The following is a 12,849-nucleotide window of genomic DNA, read 5'->3' as shown; positions in this document are numbered from 1 at the left end:
TCTCTAAGCGAATTAAGATTCCTAAGGAATTACAATTATCTAAATATTCGGAATAATCAGAAAAACAAAAAACACCAATCAAACGATTGGTGTTTTTTATGATCTTAATTAAAAGATTACTTTCTACGTAATTCTTTAATTTTAGCTTTTTTACCAGTAAGTTCTCTAAAGTAGAAAATACGTGCTCTACGAACTTTACCTCTTTGGTTCAATTCAACTTTTTGTAAAGCTGGCATGTTCACTGGGAAAATACGCTCAACACCAACGTTACCAGACATTTTACGAATTGTAAAAGTTTCAGTAGCGCCAGACCCTCTTCTTTGAATAACTACACCTTTAAAGAACTGAGTTCTTGTTTTTTCACCCTCTTTAATTTCGTAGTAAACTGTAATAGTATCACCCGCTTTAAAATCTGGGAAATCTTTTTTTGTAACGAATTCGTCTTGTACGAATTTTACTAAATCTAAAGACATTTTGTAAATTTTTTAAGTTAATTCAAACCAACGTGCACGGTTCTCGCCAGAGGTTGATCCAAAAGTGGGGCAAATATAAGTAATAATTTATAAATAAAACAAACAATTCCTTTAAAAAGATGAGAGGAATTGTTGATCTATGTTGTTGTAAATAAGATGTTTATTGAATATTTACAGGCTTAACTGTATAGCCGTTGTCTTTTAAAAGTTTCAATACACCGTCATTTCCACTTAAATGAGCTGCACCAACAGCAAAAAAGACCGATTGATTTTTCATAAGTTCAGGCATCTCGTTTATCCAATTATGATTTCGTTTAGTAAGCATTTCGTTATACACTTCATCGGTCATATAACTGCTTTTTTTCATATAATCGTACAAACCTTGCATGTCTTGATTGGTATACAAAGCAACCATTTCTTTAGTTGATTTAAAGCCGTCTTTTTTAAGGTCGTTCAGCATTTCAAAAACAGCATCAATCCCTAATGTTTTTCCTAAAATCTCCATTTGTTCAGTAGCAGTTTCTAAACCGCCCATTTTCTTTTGAGTAGCGGCTGCAGTTTGTAACAACTCTAATTCGTACATTTTAAAATCGGTACAAGGAAACGATTTAAACGTAACCATACTTACAATAGCAGCATCGGTAAGGTGTTCAAATTGAGTAATATCTAAATCTACCACTTCTTTTAACAGTTGTTGTAATTTTTGATATTGTTCATTGTTTAATCTTTGCGATAAAGGTGTTTCACTCATCATAGATTGTTGCAAAACAGCCATGTTTTCTGGGTTAGAAAAATCGATTTCGGCATAAAATGCATCAACATTTTTCAACGTGTTTTGAATGGTTTCGGTCATGATGTAATCTTCTTGACAAATCATGTGAATGGTTCCAAAAACGTACGATGGTTTTTCTAAACCCTTACCTGAAATTTCCCATAACAAACTTTTATTGTCTTGAGCAAATATTGTAAACGATACTAATGTTAAGGCGCATACTGCGATACTTTTTACTAATTTCTTCATAATTAATTTCTTTGTAAAGTAAGTAGCAGTTTATTGAAAATGTTACATAATATCTGTGTGAATTTTTATCTTTTGCAGCGAATGATTAAAGAAGAATGTGTGTAATTGTTTATTAAAAAGATGTTTCTATATTTTTCTTTTTAAAGGATTTTGTCTGTTTGGGAAGAATGATAAAATTTCAACACTATTATTTTGAGTACGATAATATAAAGTGTTGAACTTTAAAATAACAACTTTGTGGATGTTATTACTTTTTGATTTTGGAAATAAATTTTGATTTTGGGATATTAATTCAGTGATGTTTTCAATTTTCTGAACCAATTTTTTAATTTCTTTTTCCGAAAAATTTTCCTCAAGATATTCTATCGTTTTTTTTAATTCCTTTCTCGCATTTTGTGTCCATTCAATATTAAAGCCACTTTTCATAGATTTTTCTCACATTTGAATGCGGTTCTAATTTGTTATTATCAGCATCGGAAATCCCCTTTTCAATTGATTCTTTCTCTCCTTCAGAAATAGAATCCCACCAATCTTTAGTTTCTTCTTTTTTGAATTTCAGTAGTTTTTCTATAATAGAATGATCTTCCAATGTAGATAGCCATTGGATTAATTCAATTTTTTTATTTAACGTTTGTGTATTCATACATTTGTTAGTTAATTCAAATTTATGAATTAAATTTTAATTTATTACGATCCTTCTAAAATAGTATCTAGCAGTAAGTTACTCGTTTTCTAATAAATCGGGTCTGCGATTTTTAGTGTGTTCGTATGCTTTTTCTTCGCGCCATTTTTCAATTTCGGGAAAATTTCCACTCAATAAAATATCAGGCACTTTCCATCCATTGTATTCAGCCGGACGTGTATAAATTGGTGGAGCCAGTAAATTATCTTGGAAACTGTCGGTTAGGGCAGATGTTTCGTTAGAAAGTACTCCAGGAATCAATCGAATAATGGCATCGCACAAAACAGCAGCACCTAATTCACCGCCCGAAAGCACATAATCGCCAATAGAAATCTCTCTGGTAATAAAATGATCGCGCACCCGTTGGTCAACTCCTTTGTAATGTCCACACAGAATAATAATATTTTCGACCATAGACATGCTGTTAGCAATTTGCTGATTCAGCGTTTCGCCATCGGGTGTCATATAAATAATCTCATCGTACGTGCGTTCGGCTTTCAGTTTGGTAATGCATTTATCAATTGGTTCAATACTTAAAACCATTCCTGCACCGCCTCCAAATTGGTAATCGTCTACATTTTTATGTTTATTGGTACTATAATCTCTTAAATTATGAAAATGCACTTCCACCAAACCTTTGGCAATGGCTCTTTTTAAAATCGATGCTTCAAACGGACTCTTAATTAATTCGGGTAAAACAGTTATAATATCAATACGCATAAAAAAATATTTGCTGCAAAATTACACTTTCTTTTTAGCAAAACAGCTTTATCGTAATTTTAAGATCCATAAAAAGAAATAACCTTATATTTGTAGCTTATTAAATTTATTATGGAAAACGGTATATACGCAAAATTCACAACACCAAAAGGTGAAATTTTAGTAAAACTAACTTACGATAAAACACCAGGTACAGTAGGAAACTTTGTTGCTTTGGCAGAAGGAAATTTAGAAAACACGGCTCGTACGCAAGGAAAACCTTATTATGATGGTTTGACTTTTCACAGAGTAATTGCTGATTTTATGATTCAAGGTGGTGATCCAACAGGGACAGGTTCTGGTGGTCCGGGTTATAAATTTGATGATGAATTTCATCCAGAATTAAAACATGATGTTCCTGGAATTCTTTCTATGGCAAATGCAGGTCCTGGTACTAATGGATCTCAATTTTTTATCACGCACATTGCAACACCTTGGTTAGATAACAATCATACCGTTTTTGGACACGTAGTTGAAGGACAAGATGTTGTTGATGCAGTAGAACCAGGAGATAAAATGGATAAAGTCGAGATTATCCGTGTGGGCGATGAAGCTGAAAAATGGAATGCTGTTGAAGCGTTTAGAACTTTTGAAGGATCTCGTACTAAAAGATTAGCAGACGAAAAAGCAAAAGTTGAAGCCGAATTAGATAAAATTGCAGCAGGTTTTCAAAAAACCGATAGTGGTTTACGTTACCAATATATTCATCAAGGATCGGGTAAGCAAGCAACTAAAGGCAGTAAAGTAGCTGTTCATTATAAAGGACAATTGCCAAACGGACAGGTGTTTGATGAATCGTACAAACGTAAGCAGCCATTAGAATTTACCGTGGGAATAGGTCAGGTGATTGAAGGTTGGGACGAAGGAATTATGTTATTAAAAGTTGGCGATAAAGCTCGATTTGTAATTCCATCACACTTAGGTTACGGTTCTCGTGGTGCTGGTGGTGTTATTCCGCCAAATGCTACGTTGATTTTTGATGTAGAACTTATAGATGTTAAATAAAACAAAATGCCTCTTTTTTAAAGAGGTATTTTTATTTTTGCACTATGAAAAAAATACTTTTAGGTGTTTCGATGTTTTTATCGGTACAATCATTTGCTCAAATTGGTGATGCTATTCACTGCGGATACGATTTTACGAGTTATATCGTTGTAAAACCTCATGAAGATGGTAAAACACAAACCATTAACGGGTTAAAAATGAGTATTTGTGATGAGAATGGAAACGAAGTCATCAACAGAGATTTTAAATTGAGTTGGAAAAACAACAACCAACCGTTGCATTTTGTTCGCAATTATAAAATTGATGCGAACAACAAACGTTTAGAAGGTTTTGATCAAGGTAAGTGGTTCTATTATTTTGCTGATGATCATTATTTGGTAACGGTTTCTAATACCTTTAATGCCGAAGCGTATTATTTAAAAATCGAAGATACAGACGGTGAAGCAAACGGCGGACATTTTAAAACATTTATGATGCAGTTGGCTCCGTATAATATGTATATTTTGTGCGATTCTGAAGAACGTCAGCAAGCTATGCAGTTTGGTAGAAGAATGAATAAACCTATTGAAGTGGTTTTAGAAAAAAGGTAAGAAAGCTGAAATTGAAGAAAGAGTTAACTATATGTTTTAACTCTTTTTTTATTGTTTACATAGTTACATTGGATCTAACCAAACGGTTATCAATTTATAGCCAATAAGAACTTGTATGCCAACAAATCGTTATCTTAATTACCTATCGTAATATAAAAACGTTTTATTGTAAACATTGAAGAACACTAGTTGCAAAACCTAATTTTGCCATCAAATAAAACAACAGATTTTAACAGATGAAAAAATTAGTTCTTTCTATTGGTATGTTGGTTGCTTTGTCTGCAAATGCACAAGGGCCAAATACCACAAACGGTAGTGATTTAACTCAATGTCCGTACCTTAATGGTACCATGGTAGACGGTCCAAGTGAAGTTACAAAAAAATTATATCAAAACCGCAGTACCAATACCAATAAAGATTGGTGGCCAAACCGTTTAGATTTGGGTGTATTACGTCAAAACTCTTCGTTATCCACTCCAATGTCTGTTGATTTTGATTATGCTGAAGCCTTTAATAGCTTAGATTTAGAAGCAATTAAGAAAGACATTAACGAAATGTTGACGCAATCGCAAGATTGGTGGCCTGCCGATTTTGGAAATTACGGACCATTGTTTGTACGTATGGCTTGGCATAGCGCAGGAACTTACCGTACAGGTGATGGTCGTGGTGGAACGCGTATGGGTATGCAACGTTTTGCACCACAAAACTCTTGGCCTGATAACGTAGGTTTAGATAAAGCACGTCGTTTACTTTGGCCTATTAAACAAAAATACGGAAACAAAATTTCTTGGGCAGATCTTATGATATTAACCGGAAATGTGGCTTTAGAAAACATGGGCTTTAAAACAATTGGTTTTGCCGGAGGTAGAACTGATGTGTGGGAAGCGCAAGAAGCTTATTGGGGATCAGAAAAACAATGGTTAGCAAAAAGTGGAGGAGAAGGCAGTCGTTACAATGAAAACCGCGAATTAGAACAACCATTGGCAGCAGCCGAATTAGGTTTGATCTATGTAAACCCGGAAGGTCCAGATGGTAAACCAGATCCACTTTTAGCAGCTCAAGATATTCGTGAAACATTTGCGCGTATGGGTATGAATGATGCCGAAACAGTTGCATTAATAGCCGGTGGTCACTCATTTGGTAAAACACACGGTGCAGGCGATGCAAGTTTGGTAGGGGCAACTCCTGAAGAAGCGGGAATCGAACAAATGGGATTAGGTTGGAAAAGCTCATTCAAATCGGGTAAAGGTGCCGATCAAATTGGTTCTGGTTTAGAAGTTACTTGGGTTTCTACACCTACACAATGGAGCCACGGTTTCTTTAAAAACCTGTTTAATAACGAATGGGAACTTACAAAATCACCAGCAGGTGCGTACCAATGGGTAGCGAAAGATCCTAAAGTAATGGTGCCAGATGCGTTTGAAGAAGGTAAAAAACACAAACCTACCATGCTAACTACCGATTTATCTTTACGATTTGATCCGGAATACGAGCGTATTTCTCGCTATTTCATGGAACACCCAGAGCGTTTTGAAATTGCGTTTGCACAAGCGTGGTTTAAATTAACACACCGTGATATGGGACCAAAAGCCACGTATTTAGGTACAGATGCGCCCACACAAGATTTTGGTTGGCAAGATCCATTGCCTGCAGTGAAAGGCATAATGATCGATGCAAAAGATATAACAGAATTAAAAAATGAAATTGCTAAATCGGACTTAACCATCAGTGAATTGGTTTCAACGGCTTGGGCATCTGCTTCAACTTATCGTCATTCCGATCGTAGAGGTGGGGCAAATGGAGCACGAATTGCCTTGTTGCCACAACGTAACTGGGAAGTTAATAATCCAGCACAGTTAGATAAAGTATTGAATAAATTAACGGAGATCCAAAACAAATTCAATGCAAAAGCTACAAACGGAAAACAGGTTTCTTTGGCAGATTTAATTGTTTTAGGTGGATCAACCGCTGTGGAGAAAGCAGCAAACAATGCAGGTGTTAAATTAGAAGTGCCTTTTAATACAGGTCGTGTTGATGCTACACAAGAGCAAACTGACGTAAAATCGTTCGCTTATTTAGAGCCGGTTGCAGATGGATTCCGTAACTATGTGAACACAGATCGTGCGTTTATGAGTACCGAACAGTTATTGGTTGATAAAGCAGAATTATTAACGCTTACTGCTCCTGAAATGACTGTTTTAGTAGGTGGATTACGTTCTTTAAATGCAAACTATGACGGTTCTAATAACGGAATTTTATCTGATAAAAAAGAGGCGTTAACCAACGAGTATTTTGTGAACTTGTTAAATATGAATACCGAATGGAGTGCAGCTGATGCTACAAATGAGTTATTCATTGGTAAAGACAGCAAAACAGGTAAACAACAGTACACAGCTTCACGTGCCGATTTAATTTTTGGATCACATTCAGAATTAAGAGCGCTTTCTGAAGTGTATGCCAGCGCCGATGCAAAAGAAAAATTTGTAAAAGATTTTGCTGCTGCTTGGGTGAAGGTAATGGACTTAGATCGTTTTGATTTAAAATAATTAAAAAAAATAAAAAATCCTAAAGAATGTTCTTTAGGATTTTTTTTGTACTCAAGGCGGGACTTGAACCCGCACGAGCATTACTGCTCACTGGATTTTAAGTCCAGCGTGTCTACCAATTCCACCACTCAAGCGTAGGTAAAAAAATCTATTTATAAGTCTTGAATATTATTTTGTACTCAAGGCGGGACTTGAACCCGCACGAGCATTACTGCTCACTGGATTTTAAGTCCAGCGTGTCTACCAATTCCACCACTCAAGCAGATAAATAGATTTTTTGAGCGAAAAACGGGATTCGAACCCGCGACCTCAACCTTGGCAAGGTTGCGCTCTACCAACTGAGCTATTTTCGCATTGTAATAAAAAACGTTAGTACTCAAGGCGGGACTTGAACCCGCACGAGCATTACTGCTCACTGGATTTTAAGTCCAGCGTGTCTACCAATTCCACCACTCAAGCAGATGTAGTAACGTGAGCGAAAAACGGGATTCGAACCCGCGACCTCAACCTTGGCAAGGTTGCGCTCTACCAACTGAGCTATTTTCGCGTTTTTATTTTATTTAAAGAACTTGGTTTGCAAATTTAGTAAAAAAATTACAATATGCAAAAAAAAGTACTCAAGGCGGGACTTGAACCCGCACGAGCATTACTGCTCACTGGATTTTAAGTCCAGCGTGTCTACCAATTCCACCACTCAAGCAGATGTAGTAACGTGAGCGAAAAACGGGATTCGAACCCGCGACCTCAACCTTGGCAAGGTTGCGCTCTACCAACTGAGCTATTTTCGCGTTTTTATTTTATTTAAAGAACTTGGTTTGCAAATTTAGTAAAAAAATTACAATATGCAAAAAAAAGTACTCAAGGCGGGACTTGAACCCGCACGAGCATTACTGCTCACTGGATTTTAAGTCCAGCGTGTCTACCAATTCCACCACTCAAGCAAAGAACTAACAATACTAGGTGTAATGCCTTATTGCGTGTGCAAATATATAATGATTATTTTATTTTACAATGCTTTTGAAACACTAATTTTTAATTATTTCTTAAACTTTTGATACTGTTTAAAGTAGCTTTAGTTTAAATTAAAAAAATATAGATCTTATGGTTGTAAATATTTGTTGTAAACAAAAACGCATTGCTATTGCAATGCGTTTTATTAGCGTAAAGGTCTGTTTAAAACCAAATCGATATATAAGTTTACTTTGTTTTTTAAATGCTTTCTGTGTACTACAAAATCTAAAAAACCGTGTTCTAATAAAAATTCTGATGTTTGGAAACCTTCTGGTAAATCTTTTCCTGTGGTATCTTTCACAATTCGTGGACCTGCAAAGCCAATTAAAGCTCCTGGTTCTGCAATATTAATATCGCCTAACATTGCATACGAAGCTGTGGTGCCACCTGTAGTTGGATCGGTACATAAAGAAATGTAAGGAATTTTGGCGTCTGCTAATTGTGCTAATTTAGCCGATGTTTTTGCCATCTGCATTAACGAATATGCTGCTTCCATCATACGTGCACCACCCGATTTTGATATCATCATGAACGGAATGTTGCGTTCTATAGAATATTCTATACCACGTGCAATTTTTTCGCCTACAACAGATCCCATAGATCCACCAATAAAAGCAAAATCCATACAAGCTACAACTAAATCAGCTCCTTTAGATTTTCCTACTGCTACACGAACTGCATCTTTTAAATTGGTTTTATCTTTAGCTTCTTTTAAACGGTCGCTGTATTTTTTTGTATCAATAAATTTTAAAGGATCTTTTGCAGTTATTGATGCAAATAATTCTTTGTATTTATTATCGTCAAATAAAATTTCAAAATACTCTTTACTTCCAATTCTTACGTGGTAATCATCTTCCGGAGAAATCCATAAGTTTTTAGCCAACTCTTCCGATTCAATTATTTTTCCCGTTGGTGTTTTGTACCATAAGCCTTTGGGTGTATCTTTTTTATCTTCGGTAGGTGTTGTAATTCCTTTTTCTTTTCTTTTAAACCAAGCCATGTTAATTAGTTTAAGGTTTTATGTTTAAGGTTTCTTAAACGTACTTAATTATTATAATGTGTTAACGTTGTTTAAATCTGCAAAAGCAATTTCTAAACGTTTGTTGAATGTTAATTCACCTTCACGAATCCATTTACGTGGATCGTAATGTTTTTTGTTAGGAACGTCGTCTCCTTCTGGATTTCCGATCTGCGTCATTAAATAATCTTTCTTTGCAAGAATATAATCACGGGCACCTTCGGTAAAAGCAAACTGCAAATCGGTATCGATATTCATTTTAATAACTCCGTATGAAATAGCTTCGCGAATTTCTTCTAAAGTTGATCCAGATCCGCCGTGGAAAACGAAATCTACCGGATTGTTTTTTGTACTGAATTTATCTTGAACGTATTTCTGCGAATTATCTAAAATTTTCGGCGTTAATTTTACGTTTCCTGGTTTGTAAACACCGTGTACGTTACCAAAAGCTGCTGCAATGGTAAAACGTGGCGATATTTTCATTAATTCTTCATAAGCATACGCAACTTCTTCTGGTTGGGTGTATAATTTAGATGAATCTACGTGTGAGTTGTCTACGCCATCTTCTTCACCACCGGTTATACCTAATTCAATTTCTAAAGTCATTCCTATTTTGCTCATACGCTCAAGGTATTTTTTAGAAATTTCAATGTTTTCTTTAATTGGCTCTTCAGAAAGATCAATCATGTGCGATGAAAACAAAGGTTTACCGTGTTCTTTATAGAATTTTTCGCTTGCATCTAACAAACCATCAATCCAAGGTAATAATTTTTTTGCACAATGATCGGTATGTAAAATAACGGTTGCACCGTACAATTCTGCTAATTCATGTACTTGTTTTGCACCTGCAATAGTTCCTGCAATAGCTGCACGTTCGTTTTCATTACTTAAACCTTTTCCAGCCATGAATAAACCACCACCGTTAGAGAATTGAATGATAACTGGTGCATTTAATTTTGCAGCTGTTTCCATAACTCCATTAATTGTACTTGATGTTGTAACGTTTATAGCTGGTAAAGCAAATCCTTTTTCTTTTGCATAATTAAATATTTCCTGAACTTGATCGCCGGTTGCAACACCTGGCTTAATGTTGTGTGCCATATTTATAGGTTGTATGTTTTATTATAAAAATTTTTGGTTTAGCTTACAAAAGTACTAATTTTATTAAAACGGATAATTAATTCCGACATTTAAAACTGTTTTACTTAAATTCCATTCTTTAAACCATTTTTCACCGGCTTCGTTTGCTGGGTTATATGTTTTAAATCCTAAATCTAAACGAATTATAAAGAAACTAAAGTCGTAACGTACACCTAAACCTGTTCCTAAGGCAAGGTCTTTTAACGATTTAAAGCCGTTAAAAGTCATGTCTTCATCGGTAATATTATCTAAAGCGTTCCAAATGTTACCTGCATCGGCAAATAATGCCATATTCCAAGGTCCAGAAACATTAAAGCGATATTCTGCATTAAATGCCAGTTTCATATTTGCTTCGTTAAAATCATTGACACCACCGCTACGTCCTGGACCTAAACGGTACGATTGCCAAGCGCGGTTATCGTTAGATCCACCTGCAAAATAACTGCGAGAAAAAGGTATATTGTTGCTGTTGCCGTAAGGTATGGCAATTCCGCCAAAGGCACGTAATGCCAGAACATTTTGGTTGCCTAAATCGAAATATTTTATGAAATCTACTTCACCTTTTATGTATTGTGAATAAGCTACATATAACACCGTTCTTTTACCGTTTTCGTTAATTTCACTGTTTGATTTTGCAATGGCATTTAATACATTTCCAGCTGATTCTACTTTAGTTCGAAACGTAAAAAAATCTTGATCTTTTATATTGAATCTGTTAGAATACGTATATACAATATTGCTTGCTAAAATTAAGTTGTTTTCTGTTAAACGTAATTTTCTTTCAGAAATGCTTCGTACCGACTGATAATCTGCATCGCTAGGTTGTATTGTAGTGTTGCCTGCTAATACATCGTTTATAAAAGCATCTGTACCACCTTCTGAAATGTTAAGATTTCCATTATCGTCTAAAAAAGCAGGATTAGTGTTTGTTGTTCCTGCAATACGGTTTAGGCTGTTGTAAGATGATCTGTATACTTTAAAATAGTTGCCGGGATTCATGTTGCGAACAAACTGTAGGTTAAAAAGATCAAAACTGATGGTGTTTCTTCTTTTGTACGACCATGAATAGTTGTAAATTCCCGTAAGATTTTGCTTGTCTAAACCAATATTCTGCTGATTAAAAAATCCGACACTTAACGAAGTATTTGGAAACGATGTGCGATCTACCAGCTTGTCAATAATATTTGGAAAGAACAAAAATCGCGGAAAGGTTAATTTAACATCGGCACCGTATTCTAAAATATCAAAAAAGGTGTTTTGTTCGTTACGATATCTTGATGCAGACGAACCAATATTACCTCTAAAACCAACATCTAAAATTTCGGCTCCTTTAAATACATTCCTAAAAACAAACCCAATATTTCCCTGAATACCGAAATCTTGAATGTTTGAATGGTTTAAATCTATAGACGGATTAAAGGTGATGCGTTTTTTAGGATTCAACGTAATATTTGCGATTAACGATTTACCTAAACTGTCACGAGTGTCTGGTATATACTCAATTGTTGGATAATTAAAAACTTTAAGGTTGCTTAACGAACGTGAGGTTACTAAACGGCGCATATCGGAAAACGGGCCGTCTTTGTCAATAAAAACAGCATTTCTTAAAACTTTTGGCTTGTAACTTAACGGCCCTTTACTATAAATGTTTAAGTCTTTATACTGAATAGAATCTGTGATTACCTGAATATCTGCCGATGTGTTACTTGTAATGATATTAACCTCGCTAATTTTATACAGCTTAAAAGGTTCGGCTCTTAATGTATCGCCTTCTTTAATATTTTTATTGTCAATGTTTAACGTTAAATCGGTAGTGTAATTACTTTTTAAGGTATCGGCTTCAAAATTAATATAAGTTTTTTGAAAATCGTAGGCGCCATTGTTTCTAAAAAACGATGTAATACGCTCTCGTTCTTCATCTAGCTTGGCAGTATTATACTGATCGCCTTTTTTAATGATACTTGCACGCGTGTTGGTTTTATATAGCGAATCTAATTCTGGAGATTGTATAACTAGCGCAATACTATCGTAAACATAAGGCTTACCTGTTGAAATTTTATAGTGTGCGCTTATTTTTTTATGTTTTATACTATCTAATTCGTATGAAATTTTAGTGTTGAAATATCCTTGGTTAAAATAATGGTTCTTTAAACGAATAACAGATTTTCTGGTTCTTTCCTCATCATAAATAACGGGCGCTTCGCCTAAATCTTTTAAAGATCTAGCCATTCCCGAAACAAAAAACGATGTTCCCAAACGATCTACCTGTTTTGCCGATAAAAATTTAGCCAAAAAACGTTCGGTGTTTTTATGCTTATCCAACCATGCCTGATAGCTAGAATCGGGATTTACCTTTGCCATATTGTACATGTGCAAACGCAGGTGGTAACCTAGCAAATTGCTGTTAGGTTGTTGATACAGTTGTTTAACTATGGCTTCGTTGGTTTCTTTTTTGTTGTTTACTAAAATTTCATTTTCTGTAAGCAGTCGTTCGTTAGCCGGTACACGCTTTGTTAACGAACAAGCTAAAAAAATGCTTGAAATTAAAGTAATAAACACTAATTTTGATAAAATATTTCTCAAGTACATAACAATTTCAATTGG

General features: G+C 35.0%; 11 protein-coding genes and 8 tRNA genes. 3 read left to right on the top strand and 16 right to left on the bottom strand.

The window, feature by feature from the left end; genetic code table 11:
* Window positions 1-116: 116 nt before the first annotated feature.
* The 5 genes from rplS to trmD all read right to left on the bottom strand — a co-directional run bounded on the left by rplS (window position 117) and on the right by trmD (window position 2,896).
* Window positions 117-473 carry a 50S ribosomal protein L19 gene (gene rplS, locus EG242_RS07750; protein WP_124899322.1) on the bottom strand — a complete coding sequence of 119 codons (357 nt, stop codon included), beginning with the start codon at window positions 471-473 and terminating at the stop codon, window positions 117-119.
* Between the two features lie 160 nt (window positions 474-633).
* Complete coding sequence (locus tag EG242_RS07745; protein WP_124899321.1) at window positions 634-1,494, bottom strand: TraB/GumN family protein; 861 nt, start codon at window positions 1,492-1,494, stop codon at window positions 634-636.
* A gap of 126 nt (window positions 1,495-1,620) precedes the next feature.
* Complete coding sequence (locus EG242_RS07740) at window positions 1,621-1,920, bottom strand: type II toxin-antitoxin system RelE/ParE family toxin (RefSeq protein WP_124899320.1); 300 nt, start codon at window positions 1,918-1,920, stop codon at window positions 1,621-1,623.
* Window positions 1,904-2,137 carry a hypothetical protein gene (locus EG242_RS07735; protein ID WP_124899319.1) on the bottom strand — a complete coding sequence of 78 codons (234 nt, stop codon included), beginning with the start codon at window positions 2,135-2,137 and terminating at the stop codon, window positions 1,904-1,906. Before EG242_RS07735 ends, EG242_RS07740 begins: the two co-directional genes overlap by 17 nt.
* Window positions 2,138-2,215: 78 nt before the next feature.
* Window positions 2,216-2,896 carry a tRNA (guanosine(37)-N1)-methyltransferase TrmD gene (gene trmD, locus EG242_RS07730; protein ID WP_124899318.1) on the bottom strand — a complete coding sequence of 227 codons (681 nt, stop codon included), beginning with the start codon at window positions 2,894-2,896 and terminating at the stop codon, window positions 2,216-2,218.
* 111 nt (window positions 2,897-3,007) lie between these two features.
* On the opposite strand from trmD, the gene EG242_RS07725 reads away from it, so the two are divergent.
* From EG242_RS07725 to katG, 3 genes are all read left to right on the top strand, one after another.
* Window positions 3,008-3,940: a peptidylprolyl isomerase gene (locus EG242_RS07725; protein ID WP_124899317.1), complete on the top strand. Its 933-nt coding sequence runs from the start codon at window positions 3,008-3,010 to the stop codon at window positions 3,938-3,940.
* Between the two features lie 44 nt (window positions 3,941-3,984).
* Window positions 3,985-4,530, top strand: a complete 546-nt coding sequence (locus tag EG242_RS07720) for a hypothetical protein (RefSeq protein ID WP_124899316.1) — start codon at window positions 3,985-3,987, stop codon at window positions 4,528-4,530.
* A gap of 236 nt (window positions 4,531-4,766) precedes the next feature.
* The gene (gene katG, locus EG242_RS07715; protein ID WP_124899315.1) at window positions 4,767-7,076 is read left to right on the top strand and encodes a catalase/peroxidase HPI; all 2,310 of its coding nucleotides are present in this window, start codon (window positions 4,767-4,769) and stop codon (window positions 7,074-7,076) included.
* 48 nt (window positions 7,077-7,124) lie between these two features.
* Here katG and EG242_RS07710 read toward each other — a convergent pair.
* The 11 genes from EG242_RS07710 to tamL form a co-directional block, all read right to left on the bottom strand.
* A tRNA-Leu gene (locus tag EG242_RS07710) sits at window positions 7,125-7,210 on the bottom strand.
* A 42-nt stretch (window positions 7,211-7,252) separates the two neighbouring features.
* Window positions 7,253-7,338: transfer RNA gene (locus EG242_RS07705), tRNA-Leu, on the bottom strand.
* 18 nt (window positions 7,339-7,356) lie between these two features.
* Window positions 7,357-7,429, bottom strand: a tRNA-Gly gene (locus EG242_RS07700).
* 20 nt (window positions 7,430-7,449) lie between these two features.
* A tRNA-Leu gene (locus tag EG242_RS07695) sits at window positions 7,450-7,535 on the bottom strand.
* A 15-nt stretch (window positions 7,536-7,550) separates the two neighbouring features.
* Window positions 7,551-7,623 (bottom strand) — tRNA-Gly (locus EG242_RS07690).
* Window positions 7,624-7,690: 67 nt separating this feature from the next.
* Window positions 7,691-7,776, bottom strand: a tRNA-Leu gene (locus EG242_RS07685).
* Window positions 7,777-7,791: 15 nt separating this feature from the next.
* Window positions 7,792-7,864 (bottom strand) — tRNA-Gly (locus EG242_RS07680).
* 67 nt (window positions 7,865-7,931) lie between these two features.
* Window positions 7,932-8,017, bottom strand: a tRNA-Leu gene (locus EG242_RS07675).
* A gap of 215 nt (window positions 8,018-8,232) precedes the next feature.
* Window positions 8,233-9,087 carry an acetyl-CoA carboxylase, carboxyltransferase subunit beta gene (accD, locus tag EG242_RS07670; RefSeq protein WP_124899314.1) on the bottom strand — a complete coding sequence of 285 codons (855 nt, stop codon included), beginning with the start codon at window positions 9,085-9,087 and terminating at the stop codon, window positions 8,233-8,235.
* Between the two features lie 51 nt (window positions 9,088-9,138).
* Window positions 9,139-10,206: a class II fructose-bisphosphate aldolase gene (fbaA, locus tag EG242_RS07665; RefSeq protein WP_124899313.1), complete on the bottom strand. Its 1,068-nt coding sequence runs from the start codon at window positions 10,204-10,206 to the stop codon at window positions 9,139-9,141.
* A 63-nt stretch (window positions 10,207-10,269) separates the two neighbouring features.
* Window positions 10,270-12,834, bottom strand: a complete 2,565-nt coding sequence (tamL, locus tag EG242_RS07660) for a translocation and assembly module lipoprotein TamL (RefSeq protein WP_203227689.1) — start codon at window positions 12,832-12,834, stop codon at window positions 10,270-10,272.
* Window positions 12,835-12,849 lie beyond the last annotated feature (15 nt).

Source organism: Paenimyroides viscosum, assembly GCF_003858535.1.
Classification (GTDB): Bacteria; Bacteroidota; Bacteroidia; order Flavobacteriales; family Flavobacteriaceae; genus Flavobacterium; species Flavobacterium viscosum.
This window is presented reverse-complemented; position numbering and strand designations above follow the sequence as displayed.